The sequence below is a fragment of the Acinetobacter sp. CY79 genome (assembly GCF_059515845.1).
In genome coordinates, this window is the sequence record NZ_JCAKMY010000046.1 from 1 (window position 1) to 15926 (window position 15926).

The 15926-nt window shown below is 37.6% G+C and carries 17 protein-coding genes and 1 pseudogene; 10 read left to right on the top strand and 8 right to left on the bottom strand.

The window, feature by feature from the left end; genetic code table 11:
* Window positions 1-510: 510 nt before the first annotated feature.
* Complete coding sequence (locus AC5YCE_RS14520) at window positions 511-1113, bottom strand: TetR/AcrR family transcriptional regulator (RefSeq protein WP_496172510.1); 603 nt, start codon at window positions 1111-1113, stop codon at window positions 511-513.
* A gap of 86 nt (window positions 1114-1199) precedes the next feature.
* Between AC5YCE_RS14520 and AC5YCE_RS14525 the strand changes: the two genes are divergently transcribed.
* Window positions 1200-2408: an oxygenase MpaB family protein gene (locus AC5YCE_RS14525; RefSeq protein WP_496172511.1), complete on the top strand. Its 1209-nt coding sequence runs from the start codon at window positions 1200-1202 to the stop codon at window positions 2406-2408.
* 84 nt (window positions 2409-2492) lie between these two features.
* Here AC5YCE_RS14525 and AC5YCE_RS14530 read toward each other — a convergent pair whose 3' ends face one another.
* The 4 genes and pseudogenes from AC5YCE_RS14530 to def all read right to left on the bottom strand — a co-directional run bounded on the left by AC5YCE_RS14530 (window position 2493) and on the right by def (window position 5802).
* On the bottom strand, window positions 2493-4559 hold the full coding sequence (locus AC5YCE_RS14530) for a TonB-dependent copper receptor (RefSeq protein WP_496172512.1): 2067 nt from the start codon (window positions 4557-4559) through the stop codon (window positions 2493-2495).
* Window positions 4560-4628: 69 nt separating this feature from the next.
* Window positions 4629-5066, bottom strand: coding sequence for a DUF2946 domain-containing protein (locus AC5YCE_RS14535; protein ID WP_496172519.1), 438 nt, complete (start codon window positions 5064-5066; stop codon window positions 4629-4631).
* Window positions 5042-5177 (bottom strand): annotated as a pseudogene (locus AC5YCE_RS14540) (DUF2946 domain-containing protein); the annotation flags it as partial. The gene AC5YCE_RS14535 and the pseudogene AC5YCE_RS14540, both read right to left, overlap by 25 nt.
* Window positions 5178-5271: 94 nt before the next feature.
* Complete coding sequence (gene def / locus AC5YCE_RS14545; protein ID WP_496126257.1) at window positions 5272-5802, bottom strand: peptide deformylase; 531 nt, start codon at window positions 5800-5802, stop codon at window positions 5272-5274.
* A 122-nt stretch (window positions 5803-5924) separates the two neighbouring features.
* Here def and AC5YCE_RS14550 point away from each other — a divergent pair, with 122 nt between their 5' ends.
* From AC5YCE_RS14550 to tsaC, 3 genes are all read left to right on the top strand, one after another.
* Window positions 5925-7076, top strand: a complete 1152-nt coding sequence (locus AC5YCE_RS14550; protein ID WP_496126256.1) for a LysM peptidoglycan-binding domain-containing protein — start codon at window positions 5925-5927, stop codon at window positions 7074-7076.
* 147 nt (window positions 7077-7223) lie between these two features.
* A complete protein-coding gene (gene dprA, locus AC5YCE_RS14555) occupies window positions 7224-8498 on the top strand; it encodes a DNA-processing protein DprA (protein ID WP_496172513.1) in 1275 nt (424 codons plus the stop codon).
* A gap of 39 nt (window positions 8499-8537) precedes the next feature.
* Window positions 8538-9107 carry an L-threonylcarbamoyladenylate synthase type 1 TsaC gene (tsaC, locus tag AC5YCE_RS14560; protein ID WP_496126254.1) on the top strand — a complete coding sequence of 190 codons (570 nt, stop codon included), beginning with the start codon at window positions 8538-8540 and terminating at the stop codon, window positions 9105-9107.
* Between the two features lie 459 nt (window positions 9108-9566).
* Here the strand turns inward: tsaC and AC5YCE_RS14565 are convergent, their stop codons facing one another.
* On the bottom strand, window positions 9567-10451 hold the full coding sequence (locus AC5YCE_RS14565; RefSeq protein WP_496126253.1) for a DMT family transporter: 885 nt from the start codon (window positions 10449-10451) through the stop codon (window positions 9567-9569).
* Window positions 10452-10975: 524 nt separating this feature from the next.
* Here AC5YCE_RS14565 and AC5YCE_RS14570 point away from each other — a divergent pair.
* From AC5YCE_RS14570 to AC5YCE_RS14590, 5 genes are all read left to right on the top strand, one after another.
* Window positions 10976-11500, top strand: a complete 525-nt coding sequence (locus AC5YCE_RS14570) for a PM1805 family lipoprotein (RefSeq protein ID WP_496126252.1) — start codon at window positions 10976-10978, stop codon at window positions 11498-11500.
* 167 nt (window positions 11501-11667) lie between these two features.
* Window positions 11668-12231, top strand: coding sequence for a PM1805 family lipoprotein (locus AC5YCE_RS14575; protein WP_496172514.1), 564 nt, complete (start codon window positions 11668-11670; stop codon window positions 12229-12231).
* A 54-nt stretch (window positions 12232-12285) separates the two neighbouring features.
* On the top strand, window positions 12286-12789 hold the full coding sequence (locus AC5YCE_RS14580; protein WP_496172515.1) for a PM1805 family lipoprotein: 504 nt from the start codon (window positions 12286-12288) through the stop codon (window positions 12787-12789).
* A 134-nt stretch (window positions 12790-12923) separates the two neighbouring features.
* Window positions 12924-13466 carry a glutathione peroxidase gene (locus tag AC5YCE_RS14585; RefSeq protein ID WP_496126249.1) on the top strand — a complete coding sequence of 181 codons (543 nt, stop codon included), beginning with the start codon at window positions 12924-12926 and terminating at the stop codon, window positions 13464-13466.
* A 363-nt stretch (window positions 13467-13829) separates the two neighbouring features.
* A complete protein-coding gene (locus AC5YCE_RS14590) occupies window positions 13830-14453 on the top strand; it encodes a PM1805 family lipoprotein (RefSeq protein ID WP_496172516.1) in 624 nt (207 codons plus the stop codon).
* A gap of 14 nt (window positions 14454-14467) precedes the next feature.
* On the opposite strand, the gene AC5YCE_RS14595 is transcribed toward AC5YCE_RS14590, so the two are convergent.
* On the bottom strand, window positions 14468-14968 hold the full coding sequence (locus AC5YCE_RS14595) for a hypothetical protein (RefSeq protein ID WP_496172517.1): 501 nt from the start codon (window positions 14966-14968) through the stop codon (window positions 14468-14470).
* Between the two features lie 112 nt (window positions 14969-15080).
* Here AC5YCE_RS14595 and AC5YCE_RS14600 point away from each other — a divergent pair, with 112 nt between their 5' ends.
* Entirely contained in the window at window positions 15081-15530 is a 450-nt protein-coding gene (locus tag AC5YCE_RS14600) for an AAA family ATPase (protein WP_496172518.1), read from the top strand.
* A 182-nt stretch (window positions 15531-15712) separates the two neighbouring features.
* On the opposite strand, the gene AC5YCE_RS14605 is transcribed toward AC5YCE_RS14600, so the two are convergent.
* On the bottom strand, window positions 15713-15926 hold a 214-nt coding region (locus tag AC5YCE_RS14605; RefSeq protein WP_496171720.1), incomplete at its 5' end, for a transposase.

Sequence of the window (15926 nt, forward strand, 5' to 3'; positions counted from 1 at the left end):
TGCCGCCAGCGTTCAATCTGAGCCATGATCAAACTCTTCAGTTTAATATTGCTTAGTGCCTATAGGGCACCAATCTTGGCTCATCAATCTTCTGACAAATATTTCTCAAATAAACTTCGAGTCATTTTTACCATCAATCAATGAAAATAATTTCGATTAATCAATCAGTAAAAATCCACACAAGTTGTTCTTCATAATCTCTTAATGATCTTCTTGTTGGTTCGTCACCAGCAAGCTAGGTCGGCTATACTACTCTCTTTCGATGAATAGTCAACTGCAATTTCAAATTATTTTAAACTTTCTTTCTAAAACCCAACTTAATCATTTTTAACTAAGTTACTGTTTTATCAGAAGTTTTAATCTTCATCACCGCCGATGGATGTGCATTCTACAGGATTTCACATGCGTTGCAACCCTTTTGCAAATAAAGATGTTTCGTATGGATATTTAATAAACTAATAACTTTTAAGTTATTAATATTTAGCAATAATTTATTTTAATTTAATTTAACTATTCACTTTCTTTTTCTAGATAGCTGAGGATCATAATGGATAATTCTTTTTTAAGTTGTTGTTCTGTAATAAGAAAATCATTATTACTCACATATCGCATCATGGTAAATAAAGTACTATTAATAATGACGAATGATTTATGTTTGAGCGTTTCAAAACTCCAATGCGGATAAAAGCGATTAAATACGTACAAACCCACTTCTAAAAAGTGCTTTTCTAAGATTTCTGCCGCTTCTGAGTTGTTGTAGTCATGCCAATATTTTAAAACTTCTATAAAGAAACCATTGTCTTCACGCATCACATCAAAACCAAACTGAAGGCTCATATCAATCAATGCTTTTAATTCGATTTGCTCTTTAACCATTGCCATTTGTTTTAAAGCTAATCCTAAGTTTTCGCTCTTACGGCGTAGTAACTCCAATATGATTTGATCTTTATTTTCAAAATACTGATAGATAGAACCAACACTCACTCCAGATTTTTCAGCGATCTTCGGCGTAGTCACCTGCATTAACCCATATTCAGCTACACAGATTTGTGTTGCTTCTAAAATCGTGTCCACGATTATTTTTGCTCTTTGTTGTTGTGGTTTTTTTCTCATAATGTCTTTAACTATAAAATGCGAATTGAATGCGAATAAATATTCATATTAATCTTTGATCAAAGAATAATCAGAGTTGCAACTCTATGTCAAACCTTCAACCACCCAAACGTCTCGCCTCTTTTGATAAGATGGTCAAAAGTGATCTCCTCTCAAAAATTTTAAATAAAGTCACTGAACAAAACTTCATACCAAGCTATCAAGATTATTTAGACTTAAATGAAAGTATGTTTACAGGCGATGTCGCCATGGATAAAGTCATGACTTGGGTCATGACTAATCCAAGACAGAACCGTAAGCTTTTTGAAATTGCACTTTATAAAGGTGTTGATCAACTCCCTGAGTCCATTCCAGTGCTGACAAAGTTTTTCAAATTAGTGGAAACAGTACCTGAATGGCTTGATTCATCAAAAATTAAAACATCTATTCAATTTACACATCGTTTGGGTACCAATAGCACGTTTATTCTTCGAGATGTGGCATTAATGACGGGATATCAATATCCAGGTTTCAACCAACCCCTGATTTTAACAGGAGCACTCAGTAAATATGCGGGTAAGCGAATGGCTGAAACGCATAAATGGTGGCTGGATATCAACAAAGAACATAGTTTTGATCGTTTTAATGATGGATTTACCTCAACCATTTTCGTACGATTTATTCATTCTTTGGTTCGCTATCAATTGAATAACTCGAAAGAATGGGATACTGAGACTTGGGGCATGCCAATCAATCAATTTGACCAAGCGTTGACCAATATTGCTTTTAGCGGCGTTTTACTACTGGGCGTTCGTGGTCTTGGGATTTTTCCAAACAAAGATGAAGTCGATGCGTTGATGCATTTTTGGAAATATACAGGCTGGTTGATGGGTGTTGATGAGAAATGGCTGATCGATAAAGAATCGGAGGGCTGGAAATTACTGCAATGGATGAACTATGCCCATCCTCAGGTGGATGAAAGCAGTAAAGCGCTCGCTATAAGTCTATCCAAAGAACCATTTGAACGTGAATACAAATACTTTAACGCGTTTTTCCAGAAAAAAGCTTATCGCAATCATCTAGATGTGACTCAGATGTTTTTAGGTCGTAAAAAAATGAAAAAATTAGGCTTGAAACCTCGTGCAGTGGCTTGGTATCCATTGTACTTACTGGCTAAAAATACTGTGATCTATAACAGCGCCAAACAAATCCCTCGATTAGATGCATACTTGCAAAAGAGAGGTCGCCAACAACAAGAAAGCGCTCTTGAGTTATATCAAAATGCAGGGAAACAATTGGCTAGCATGCATCAATAAGGCCATTGCTTTAATTCTAATTTTTTCAGTTAATAAAAAAAGACCGAGTGATATCACTCGGTCTTTTCTAATTTGTTATTGAACTTAGAACTTCATACTGATTCTTGCCCAGTAGTTACGCCCAATATTGTTGAATTGCTCAGTTGCTGCCAATCCTGTACCTACATCTCCTAATTTATTGAGATGTTCGGTATACGTTTTATCTAAAACGTTATCGATCCCTACGGATAGATCAACCCCCTCTTGGATATGATAAGTTCCATTTAAAGACAACGTTCCAAAACCGGCACTTTCTTTAAGGTCATAACCGACAATATTTCCTTGATTTAAACTGACACGGTTTTGACCATCCACGACACGCCAGTAAGCACCCAAGGTATAGTTATCTTGGATATAACGTAGATTCACCCGTGCTTCTAAAGGTGAAATCTGAGGTAAAGCTTTGTCGTCTGTAGTGTTTTTACCCCACGCATACATCGCACTGATATCCGCCTGAATTGCATCGGTAAATTGATAACCTACGCCCGCTTCCGCACCTGCAATGGTCGCATCCACATTACGGCTATGTGCCTCAAGAGCGCCCATCATGCCTTTCTGCTGATAACTTGTAAGAACATAATCCTTCACTAAACCAGCATATGCAGAAGCCCAAGAACTAAAACCACCCTGCTGATGCTGATAGCCCATATCAAGTTGTAGCGTCTTTTCAGTATCAATATGATTAAAGGTATTTGGATTACCGTTACCTGATTTAGGACTAAATAACTCCCAATAATCAGGCATACGTTCAACAAAACCTAAACCAATATAGGTTTTACCATCATCATGTTCGGGATGAGCATTTTCAAAACGAATAAAGCCACTGGCTAGCGTTTTATCACGCTCGACATTGACCTCAGTGGAAGTCAATCGTTCATCTTTTAAATTGACTTGATCAACCCGTACACCTGTGACTAATCGATTATCCTGACCCAAATCATAAGTCAGCTCACCAAAAGCCCCATAAGACTGGAACTTCATATCCGTTTCACGAGCTTTATCTTTATAAGTGTTATGCATCCCCTTACGAATACTGTGTTCGTTATTTTGAGAATCCAAACCAGTAACAAAATCGATTTTATCCCACTCATGCGTTACAGCAATACGCGCATTTAATGTTTTACGTGCAACATTTGTTGCCATAGGCATACCCATCATGTCAGAGGGTATAAATTTACGTAAACTGAAATTATCCATCACATGATCATTAAAATTGTAATTGACTTGGGCTTCAACTTTTTTGATCACATCCGTGATATTTTTTTTTTCAAAGCGCAGTCCCAAACTTTCACGTTCAAACTTAGAACCGTCCATTGCCCGACCTGCGTATACTGCTTCACCATCAGCCTGACCGCCGGTCAACTCTAACCACGTATTTTCATCGGGTATCCATCCAAGCGCTAAATCTGCATTCCAACGCATCCAATCCGAAGGAACGGTATTTCCATTGCCATCTTGGTAGCTATTTGAAACGGAACGGTTAGTGTTCAAACGTATATATTTTTGTTCATCACCCACAGCTGCTTCAATATTCTGATCTAAACGTCCATAAGAGCCGACGACGACACTCGCTTGCCCACGATAATTTTTATCATTACTGAACTCTTCAGGACGGCGCTCAAAAATCACGGTTGCTGCTGAACCTGTATTGGCATATTGAACCGTTTGTGGCCCTTTAATCACTGAAATTCGATCATAACTTTCAGGGGAAATATACGACGTTGGTGAGTCCATACGGCTTGGACAGGCACCCAAGTTTTCTGAGCCATCCGTGAGGATTTTAATTCGTGAACCAAACATCCCACGAAAAGTCACATCTCCATTGGTTCCTGCACCACTATTCACAGCGCTAAAACCAACAATACTTTGTAGATAATCTGCACCATCTGTCGCTGGAATGGGTTGAATCAGCTGTTTAGGATCAGCGCGAACAATCAAACCATTGGCATCATTGCCCTGATGAGCCGTAGCGATAATCGGTGCTAAACTAACAGGTGAATTTTTTGAATTTTGATCGTGCTGGACTTCAGTGTTTGCACTTGTCACACCTGAATAAAAAACAACACAAATCGCAGCCGCAAGAGGCTGTAAAAAGAATTTTGGCTGGGCCATTTCTAAATCTCACTGATACATAAATAAAGTTGTTCTGGAATCAACAAAGACCCAGAGAGAAAGATTCATTTATGTAAACAGTGGTGGCGCGCGCCCTTGAGGAAGAAGATATAAGCGTTGGAGCTGAAAATAGACATGCTTAAATGCTTTTTCAAATGCTAGCAGTCGAACTTGAATACGATCGATGACCACAGCCAAACTGAGTTCAGGAGGCAAAACCAAATTACCAAATACCGTACAGTATTGGCATTGATGGTTGGCATCATGATGATGTTCTGAATGTGCGGATACTTGATGAGACAACGGGTCTGATGAATCGAAATGCGTTGGTGCAGAACGCTCATCTTTAACATGATGATGAGATGCATGTTGATACTGATCAGAAACATCATTTATATGTGGATGCTGATCACTGTTCACTTTTTGATTTATCAAAGGATCATAAACATCTGATGCATGTTTGTGCGTTGGTTCATTCGATAAAGGTTTAAATAAGGCGCGGGTGATCGTTTCGCAAACCGGGGCAATTTGAAATTGCTTCGGTAGCAAAGGCTGTAGGAAAACAGCGATCTGTAATAATACTGCCGTGAACCCAAGCAGAAACCCTATGCGTAACAACGACCCTACTCATGTTCAAATTTTCATGTGGTTATATTATAACAAAGCCCAATCAAGATTGGGCTTTGTAAATCAATAAATAATCAAAGAAAAATTAACGTTTTACCGCTACTTTTTCCTTCTGACGCTGGCGCACCACTTTTTCAACTTTTTCACGCGCACGCTGGCGTTTTAACGGCGACAAGTAGTCAACAAACAGCTTGCCATCTAAGTGATCCATTTCATGTTGAATACATACAGCCAATAAACCATCCGCATCCATTTCAAATGCTTGACCATCTAGACCGATCGCTTCAATTTTCACGCGTGACGGACGATCAACTTTATCGTATATTTGTGGTACAGAAAGACAGCCTTCTTCATAAGGTTGCGTTTCTTCTGTTAGAGCAGTCACTTTGGGGTTGATGAAAACCATCGGCTGATCTTTATTTTCAGACAAGTCCATGACGATAAGCTGAATATGACGATCAACTTGTGTCGCTGCTAGGCCAATGCCTGGTGCTTCATACATGGTTTCAAACATGTCTGCTGCAAGTTGACGAATTTCATCCGTCACTTCACTGACAGGTTTTGCAATGGTACGCAAACGGGGATCAGGAAAACTTAAAATAGGTAATAAGGCCATACTGCTCCTCACTGGCTATGCCATTGATCTTAAAAAATTAATGAAGTTGATGCTTCATTTAGTAATACGTGTAATATGCGTATTATAGCGCAAATAGATACATAATTTTAGGAATTATGATAATGAAAAAGCTTTTCAATGGCACAAACCATTTACGTGCTAAGGGGTTTAAACAACACTGTGTTGCTCTTGCAATCTGCTTAAGTGCTGGCGTATTTACAACACAAATAACACAAGCCAGCCCGAACCATTCCCCGCCTGCACTCAAAGCAAGTGCACCCAATGTTTATGTGGTAAAAAAAGGCGATACCTTATGGGATATTTCTGGCAAATTCTTGAGTTCGCCTTGGCGTTGGAAAGAAATTTGGGCAAGTAATCGCCATGTCAAAAATCCGCACTGGATTTATCCGGGTGATCGCCTATTACTTTGTACTTTGGATGGTCGTCCATTGATTGGTAAAGATGAAGGCGATGGCTGTGAAGGCGTGATTCGTCGTCATGGTGGTGGCGCATCATTACAACCACAAATTCGCATTGAATCATTAAACAATACGATTCCAGTGATTCCTGCGGCACACATTCAACAATGGTTAGATCATGGTTTGATTATCGCACCTGAATCTATCAAAGATACGCCATATATTCTTGGAACGGCAGACAATCGTGTTGTTGCAGGTGTTGGTCAAACGGTTTATGCACGTGGCAATGGTTTAGTTGCAGGTCAAAACTACGGTGTATTCCGTGAGTCTGAACCATATACGATGACTGACGCAAAAGGTAAAAAGCAAATTGTCGCGGCTGAATTACTCGAAGTTGCGGCAGGTACTGCGATTGAAAATGAAGGTGATGTGACGACACTGGAACTGACTGCAAGCTTTAATGCTGAAGTACGTCGCGGTGATTTGGTGCTACCGCGCTACAACCCTGAATTACCAAGTTTGTTCTACCCGACTGCAACCAATGAAGTGACTGCAGATGGTCAGATCATCCGTGTGATGGGTTCTATTGGTACAGCGGCCCAACGTAGTGTAGTTACCGTGAACCGTGGTGCTATGCATGGTGCCAAAGCTGGGCACGTATTAACTATCTATCAACAAGGTGAAGTGGTTCGTGATCCTAAAACGAAAGAGTCAGTTAAACTTCCTAATCCACGTGTAGGAAATCTGATGATCTTCAAAACCTTTGATCAGTTCAGTTATGCGTATATTTTAGATAGTTCACTTCCTGTAAAAGTAGGTGCTCTGATTCAAGCGCCACCAACGACGCAGAACTAATCATGCAATATTCATGCTTCAAATGAATGACATGAGTTAAATCCAATTAGGCTGTTCTTTAAAAAATTAAAGATCAGCCTATTTATATCTGATCGCGCGATATAAAATGAATCATTGAACGTTAAAACAATAAAAAAAGGCATGATTATGATGGATCACATTTCTCAAGATCATTTGAATCACATTACGCTTTGGTATTTGGTTCAACATTCACTTTCGTCTTATCAGAAACTGATTCGTCATTTTGGTTCTGCACAAAGTGCCATTCAAACTGCCAATTTAGAAAAATGGTCTGATCTCGCGCTGCATAAGAATCATGTTGAACGTGCTTCGCTTTTCCAAACATCGATTGAGCAAGAAAAATTTCAGCGTTGCCTTGATAAAATAAGCGCAACTTGTGATTTTATATTGATTGATCGCGATGATCATTATCCTAAACAACTGCTCCCCTATACTGATCGACCACCGATATTATTTGGTCAAGGGTCTTATCAAAACCTGAGTCAACCTCAAGTTGCAATTGTGGGCAGTCGTAAACCGAGCCCACATGGTAAACAAGTGGCTTATGATTTTGCCTATTATTTGAGTGACCAAGGTTTTTATATCACCAGTGGTTTGGCGCAAGGGATCGATGAAGCAGCACACTTAGGTGCTTTAAAAAATCACAGAACGATTGCTGTAGTAGGAACAGGGCTTGATTCGGTTTACCCTACACAAAATCGACATTTACATGAGCAAATCTTACAGCACTCAGGCACCATCATTTCTGAGTTTTTACCCGAAACTAAGCCTTTACAACATCATTTTCCACGGCGAAATCGGATTGTGAGTGGTTTAAGCTTGGGGGTATTGGTCGCTGAAGCCACTTTGAACAGTGGCTCGTTAATCACGGCACAAGCAGCAGCCAATCAAGGCAAAGTTACCTTTGCGATTCCAGGACATATTTATAGTGAATTTCACCAAGGTTGCCATCAATTGATCCGTGAAGGCGCAATTTTGGTTGATCATCCTGAGCAGATTATTGAAGATTTGGCGCTACCCACACAGTGGCAACACAATCAAAACACCCCAAATCAGTCAGTTCCTATACATCAAAATGACTCAGTAACTGCATTCGCTGATCAACCCAAGGCTCAATCTTCACTCAAGCAAAAAATAAATCATCAACAAGACGAATCATCTGAAACAAACACAATAAAAATGCATAAGAACAATCAAAGCCCCCACATCAATCCTGACTTGCCGAGCCATCTATTTAAAATATATCAACAACTTGATTGGGTTGGACAAAGCTTAGATGACTTGGCATATGCACTCGATATACAGACTGCTGAATTAACAGGATTACTGATGGAACTTGAGCTGATGGGGCTCTCTATTCAACAGTCAGGTCTATATCTACGTTGCCGACAACGTCATTAAGGTTCACAATAAGTTCTTTTACAGCATAGGTATCCCGCTATGATTACAACCTCAGTTGCTGAGGCTGCGAAATGTTTAGAGCAAGGTCAAGTGCTTGCTTATCCAACAGAGGCAGTATGGGGCTTAGGTTGCGACCCGTTTAATGAGTCTGCTTTTTTAGAAATTCTCCGCTTGAAACAACGTCCAATTGAAAAGGGGGTGATTTTGTTGGCTGGGCAAATCAGCCAAGTTGAACATTTACTTCAACCACTCGATGAGACGACACGTCAGCAAGTGATCGACAGTTGGACACACCATTCCAATCATGATCGTGCAACGACTTGGCTACTTCCTGCCGATGACACTATTCCGCAATGGATTAAAGGCGACCATCCCAAAGTTGCTGTTCGTGTCACCAATCATCCACTATGTATTGCACTGTGCAATGCTTTTAATGGCTTCATCGTTTCAACTAGTGCAAATCTTGCAGGACAAGATGCCGCTCGTTCTATTCAAGATGTCAGTCAATATTTTGGTTCTCAATTAAACTACTTAAATGGTGACTTGGGCTTAAGTCAAGAAGCCAGTCGAATTATTGATGCCATGACAGGTGAAGTCATTCGTGATTGATCTTTGAAATTTTGCTTTTGATCACGAGCGACTAAAACAGCTCAAATTAATTTTTAATTTGAAATGAGTGATCACTTAAAACGATAAATACAAGACAAAAAAAAGCTCAGCCTATAGGTTGGCTGAGCATAAAAAAGGATGTGTATACCACATCCAGAGGGTACGAAAATTCGTTTACAGTACAAGGAAACTCTTGTTTATTGAGCACCTTGTTTGCTGTGCGGGCATTATGCAATAAAATGATCTGTACGACAAATGAGCTTATGTGACACATATCACATATTTACTTATACAAAAAAACAATAACTAAAAGATTTTAAATAAGTGTTTATTTTTTATTGCATAATCTTTTTTTTTAAAATCGTTCAATAGAAACTAAGAATCAATAAATTTTCATTTTTTATATTTTTAACCCTATTTAATGCTTTTGATATATTCGATATCTTAAATTTCAAAAAATTAGCTACGCTTTTGTGCCAAAGCAATGCCCAACACAATTATCATACCACCAATCGTATGATAAACCGTCCACGCTTCATTCAGCCAGAAAAAAGCAATCAGTGCAGTTCCAACCGGCATGACATTCATAAAAATACTGGTACGATTCGGTCCAATATATTGCACAGCCATCATCCATACCAAGGGTGCAACAATGGAGGGAAACACCCCTGCATACAATACACTGCCCACATTTTGAGGGTTGATTGGATCAAGCCCTAATGCAAAGACAAAGGGCAAATGAAATAACAGTGCAAACCCAATTTGTACATAAAGGCTGATCAATAATGGAATGTTCAACTGCCATTTTTTAAGAAATACGCCATAGAAAGCATATAAAAAAACGGCAAGGATCATTAGAAAATCACCCCAATGTCCAGCAAGGTGCATCAGACTTTGAAAGCTCCCCTGACTCATGACATACAGCAAACCTAGAAAGGACAATATGCCACCCATCACTGCATAGCGTGTTGGGATTTCCTTGAGGATCAGCATGGATATAAAGATCGTGAAAATTGGAGTAAAGGCGTTAATAATCCCCATATTGGTTGCAGTGGTATAGTGCGCTGCGCTATAAGCAAGCCCTTGATAAAACACCATGCCACATGCACCCAGTATCGCGAGCTGCCATGCATGCTGACGAATTTCTGATCGCCATTTCCAGACATTTAAAATTACAAAAGGCGTCATTAATACAAAGGCAATTAACCAACGATAAAAACTAATACTGATCGGAGAAATAAACTCTGCAACATAACGGGTAACTGTAATATTTAATGACCAAATCAACACGGCAATTATAGGCAAGGCATAAGCCCACCAACGCTGATTTGATTGATTAAACATACAATAATTTTCCTTAATTATTTAATATTGGGTAATGGCTTATTAGATATAAAACATTGATAAATAGATTATATTAATCTTAGATTATGATACGAATGTTTCCAATCAATTCATTTCTTTGAGATAGATCAATCTGAATTTTTGTGACAAACGTGGTTTAGATCAATCAATATAACTGAACTGATAATAACTGTGTAATAAATTGGCTTTACATTTTTATTGATTAGTTTATCTACAAAAATACTATATAATTATTGTCAAATGCATGACAAATTATGCTTAGAAATGAATTGCTTGATCTCGTTATGATTGTACAGAAAGACACAATCCTCAGCTCAAACACCCTACTTTAATTTCAAATCTTCAGTTACTGATGATCCGCATTTATATGTCGTAAGTTTAAGTACTAATAAAAATTGAATCACGAGATTGAATGATATTCGATTCAATACTTTGAGTTTGATCCAATAATTTTTAATGAAAAAAATCATGCAAATCAAACTTGCACACTAAAAGGAAAAATGATGAAAAAACTAATTCTTGCATCTTTATGCGCTGTTGCTATGGGTTTAACGGCTTGTGACAAAAAACCAAATGAAGCTGAAACTACAACGTCAACAGCAGCAACGCCTACAACTGTCACTGCACTAAGTCATGGTATAGATGCGGATATTCGTGCCGATCTTGATAAAATTCAAACACTTTCTAATGCTAAAGCACAAGAAGCTTTGAAGTTTCAAAACGATGTGATGCAAGCAGCTCAAAAAGGCGATAAAGCTGCTCTGGACGCAGTTGTAGATTCAATGGACAAATATGTTGATCGTTTCAACGATGAACTTGAAGCACTTGCATTGAAAAGTACTGAAGCTGATTCGATTCGTGACAAAATGAAAGAATCCAATGATCTAGGCTTAGACCTTGCAGAAGCAGGTGTAGAAACCCCTCCTAACATGGAAAAAATCACTGAACTTCAAAAGAAAGCAACTGAGCTTCAGCAGTCTTTACTTCAAGAAATGCAAACACTCCAAAATAAAGTGACTGCAAAATAATTTTTTTAAATGGCAAGAATTAAAAAACAGGCTTAGGTCTGTTTTTTTATATCTATAAAATGATTAGAATTAAATCAATTATTGATTTATAATTGTTTAGTAAATTGATTTAAAGACAATTTATAATTTTAAAAAAATTAAATATAACGATTAATTTTGGCGATATCATGAAAAAAATATTACTTATTTCTGCCTGTGTTTCAGTATTTACATTGAGTGCGTGCGAAAAAAAAGAAATTCCCGAAAATACTGGTACAACACCAAGCGAAGTGACCGCACATGCACCCGCAATAACTGAAACTTTGGCTGCTCCTCAATCGACTCCTGATCAGATTTCTAAAGACAATGTCCAAGGTATTGCTCAAGACTTTGCATTAATTCAACAATTAAATATTGAGAAAACTGCAGAAGCTCAACCTCTCGTAGAAAAATTACAACAAGCGATTGCCACTGGTGACACAGCCACTCGAGATACAACAGCAGTCGAACTCAATAACAAACGTCTTGAGATTAATAAAACTTTGGACGAACTGAGTTTAGAGAGTACTGAAGGTAATCAACTTAGAAAAAGCTCAATTGATTTAAACCTTTTAGCCATCGAACTAACCAATGAAGGTTTGAAAGCATCTGCAAATCCAGAAAAGATCAAATCAATTATGCAACAGGTCAATGCATTACAAGCCGATATTCAGCAACTCGTCTCTGACATAGAAGCCAAGATTTCAGCTTAACTGACATTTCCTTCTCCATTACATCTTATCTTATTCATACTAAAGAGAAAAACAATGAAAAATATCGCCTTAACAGTACTTTGTTCATCTATGCTATTACTTACCGCTTGTGATAAAAAAGTCGATAAAGCTGAATCTTCAGATAATGTGACGCAACAAGATAGTTCAAGTCTAAGTACTAATAACAAATCAGACATTAAAGCTGACTTTGAAGCAATCGCTAAACTCTCAACATCAAAATCAGAAGAAGCATTGAAAATGCAACAAGATTCTCTCAATGCAACTGATCCTGCAGGTGCTGAGAACGCGATGGAAAATAATAAAAAATATTTTAATCAGTTCAATGAAGATTTGAGCAAAATCAAACTGAAAAGTTCTGAAGTGAATGATATTCGAGCACAAATGATTAGTTTAAATAAAACAACATTTGAGATGATGGATCAGAGCATGTCTGCAACCCCTGACGTGAATAAAATGACAGAGTTACAAGCTCAGGTAGAAAAAGATACAGCAACTTTGTCTGCCAACATGCAAAAAGTTGAAGCAATGATTAAATAAGTATTTTGATAAAAAGACAGGCTCAATGCCTGTTTTTTTATCAAAAATTTTTCTTACCATTAAAAATATTTGCTTGAACTAGATGACTGAACACGATACAACACCTATAGATCTTCATATTTTAAGGCACAAAAATGTCATCTATTTATCATATTCCCGTTAAGACCATTCAAGGCGATGACGTTGATCTGAGCCAGTATCAAGGTAAAGTTCTACTGATTGTAAACGTGGCTTCAAAGTGTGGCTTAACTCCACAATATGAAGGTCTTGAAAAACTGTATGAAACTCAAAAAGGCAATGGCTTAGAAATCTTAGGATTTCCTGCAAATAACTTCTTGGCACAAGAACCGGGTACAGATGCAGAAATTCAAGAATTTTGCTCACTCACTTATGATGTAAAATTCCCACTTTTTTCTAAAATATCAGTTACTGGTGATGATAAGCACCCACTGTATCAAACCTTGACCCAAGCTATTCCAGAGCGTATTGGCGAAGGTCCATGGTGGAAAGATTTGGTAGATTACGGTTTAACACCCAACCCTAAACCTGAAGTGCTTTGGAATTTTGAAAAATTCCTCGTGAATAAAAAAGGCGAAGTCGTAGCGCGTTTTGCACCTGATATCACAGCAGATGATCCTCGCTTAGTGGATGCAATTCAGGCTGAACTAGCTCAATAATTTCTAAAATCTAAATGATTGATTTGAATTTCATCATACGGAATGCTTTGACCTGCAAATCATTTTAAATCCATTAAGCCGAATATCGCGACATATTCGGCTTATTTTTTATAAAAAACTTTCCGTATTGTCTTTTTTATATTTTATAAGGTATGAGAAATAGCTTTCTCCATAGGTATTTCTTCATCTGCAAAAAATCATTTCACTCTGTCAAAACCAACTCAAAGCCCTCTGAAAACAAACCGATTCAAAGTTAAAGCTTAGACCATTAGCAATGATTTTGTTATGTCTTTGCAACAATCTATATTGTCTCCATGATTATTCGATATATTGTAAATAATTGAATATTTAGACTTTTAAGCCATGAAAAATTTTCTTGAAGCTAAGCTCCTCCCGCTTTCTGCTATAACTGCAATTCTTTTTTTAACTGCATGTGATGCGTCATCAAATAAAGCTGAAGAAGCGAAATCCAATGATCAAGTTACAGTGGAACAAACAGAGACAAAGAATATTGAAGGCTCTGATCAAGACACTACTTCAAGCAATCAAGCTGATTTAAAATCGGGAAATTTCTTTTATATTGCACGTGATGTTGCTGATGTTCAACTCAAAGCAGGTGATTACATTGCTCAATTGCAACAATCACAACAAAACCTGCAACAAGCATTGGAAACGAAAGATATTCAACAACTCGAAAGTACAGCCACCGCTTTAAAATCTCAATTGACAGGTTTTAATCAAGCCTTGGATCAGTTGAATCTAAAAAGCAGTGAGATTGATAACATCCGTCAAAACATTCAATCAGCCAATGAGCAAGCTTTGAAATCTCCCCTGTTAAACGGACAGATGGATTTTAGTCAGGTCGATTTCAATAAGATCGAACAACAACTTGGTTCAGTTCAAAGTGAAATGCTCAAGCTTGCAGCCATGTTGATTCCAAATTCTGGCTCTTCTACTGAATCAGATACTACTGAAAACAAAGAATAATTGCTTTCAATGATCTAAGGCATTACGCTTTTTTCTTCAGTCTGCTTTGTCGAAATTGCTTTATTTCGACAAAGCGGATCTTTTCCTAGTGCCCTTAATACATCTTGTTTTAAACGTGCTCTTGGAAATTTATAGCCTTGAGGCACATATAACGTGAGATTGGTTTTATTTGGGCTGACACTTTCTAAAGTGGTCTTATACAAATAAACACCGCCTTTAGAGCGTCCAAACAATGTTGCCATCTCTAAATCAGGTTCAAACTTGTTGTCTGTAAACACAAATCCTTTATCACTGGTAAATGCCATACATTGGCTATAAGCCATATGTAGATTTTTATAGGCTTCTTCATAACCGACATTGATTTCTTGACTCAAACCATTGCCGACTGAATTGGCCACCAAATCTGCTTCTGACGGTTCAGTTGGGCTGAGTAAAAAGTGTTGTTGGCAGGCTGTGAGCCATAACACACTACTAAAAATGCCAAATTGAATGATTTTTTGAGATAAATTTCGCAATTTTAAGCCTTTGTTATTTTTAATATTGAATAATTCAAAGTTTAAGCATATGCATTGTCGATGATCAATACGCGTGTTTTAATGTTTTATTATCTTCATTCTGACCCTCACCATGCAACTGATTATTTTCACAGGTGTGCAAGCTTCTGGTAAATCGAGTTTTTATCTTCTCAATTTGTATCACAGTCATCTCAGAATTAATTTAGATATGCTGAAAACAAGGCATCGTGAAAATATGATTTTTGAAGCATGTTTAGCCTCGAAAACCAACATGGTGATTGATAACACCAACCCGACCAAAGCAGACCGTGCACGCTATATTCAACGTGCAAAGGATGCAGGTTTTGAAGTGATTTCTTATTATTTTGAAACAGATTTGCAAAGTACTTTAGAACGTAATAGTCACCGCACAGGAAAATCCAATATTCCAGAAGTGGGTATTCGAGCAACATATAAGAAGCTAGAAGTACCAAGTTTAGATGAAGGCTTTAATGAAATATTTAAGGTGAAGATTGTGGGAAATGGGGAGTTTGACAGAACACTATTGTCTAAACTTGCCTAGTAATCTTTCCCGTAAACCGATTAGATAATTAATAAAATTATTTTTATCATCAATATTACTAGCTATTATCCAATTCGGGTATTGTTCAACAATTTTATCCATAGGACTCCAAACAGAATACCCACCAAAATTTGGAGTCTCCTTCTCTAATAAAGCTTTTATAGCCAAATATGAAACATAAGCTACATCATCTTAAATACGATATCCAGAGCTTCCTGAATGGTTTTATTGTTCTGAGCAATGATGTGCCTGACTTTACTTTTTAAGACAGACCATGCTTTTTCAATAGGATTGAGGTCGGGACTATACGCAGGTAGATAAACGATTCTTGTTTTATATTTTGCTGCTAAATCATCAATCGCTTGACCTTTATGAATTGAGGCATTATCGAGAATC

Excerpts from the sequence above, each read along its gene's own strand:
- AC5YCE_RS14520 (WP_496172510.1), bottom strand. The coding sequence starts at position 1,113 with ATGAGAAAAAAACCACAACAACAAAGAGCAAAAATAATCGTGGACACG.
- AC5YCE_RS14525 (WP_496172511.1), top strand. The coding sequence starts at position 1,200 with ATGTCAAACCTTCAACCACCCAAACGTCTCGCCTCTTTTGATAAGATG.
- AC5YCE_RS14530 (WP_496172512.1), bottom strand. The coding sequence starts at position 4,559 with ATGGCCCAGCCAAAATTCTTTTTACAGCCTCTTGCGGCTGCGATTTGT.
- def (WP_496126257.1), bottom strand. The coding sequence starts at position 5,802 with ATGGCCTTATTACCTATTTTAAGTTTTCCTGATCCCCGTTTGCGTACC.
- AC5YCE_RS14550 (WP_496126256.1), top strand. The coding sequence starts at position 5,925 with ATGAAAAAGCTTTTCAATGGCACAAACCATTTACGTGCTAAGGGGTTT.
- dprA (WP_496172513.1), top strand. The coding sequence starts at position 7,224 with ATGATGGATCACATTTCTCAAGATCATTTGAATCACATTACGCTTTGG.
- tsaC (WP_496126254.1), top strand. The coding sequence starts at position 8,538 with ATGATTACAACCTCAGTTGCTGAGGCTGCGAAATGTTTAGAGCAAGGT.
- AC5YCE_RS14565 (WP_496126253.1), bottom strand. The coding sequence starts at position 10,451 with ATGTTTAATCAATCAAATCAGCGTTGGTGGGCTTATGCCTTGCCTATA.
- AC5YCE_RS14570 (WP_496126252.1), top strand. The coding sequence starts at position 10,976 with ATGAAAAAACTAATTCTTGCATCTTTATGCGCTGTTGCTATGGGTTTA.
- AC5YCE_RS14575 (WP_496172514.1), top strand. The coding sequence starts at position 11,668 with ATGAAAAAAATATTACTTATTTCTGCCTGTGTTTCAGTATTTACATTG.
- AC5YCE_RS14580 (WP_496172515.1), top strand. The coding sequence starts at position 12,286 with ATGAAAAATATCGCCTTAACAGTACTTTGTTCATCTATGCTATTACTT.
- AC5YCE_RS14585 (WP_496126249.1), top strand. The coding sequence starts at position 12,924 with ATGTCATCTATTTATCATATTCCCGTTAAGACCATTCAAGGCGATGAC.
- AC5YCE_RS14590 (WP_496172516.1), top strand. The coding sequence starts at position 13,830 with ATGAAAAATTTTCTTGAAGCTAAGCTCCTCCCGCTTTCTGCTATAACT.
- AC5YCE_RS14600 (WP_496172518.1), top strand. The coding sequence starts at position 15,081 with ATGCAACTGATTATTTTCACAGGTGTGCAAGCTTCTGGTAAATCGAGT.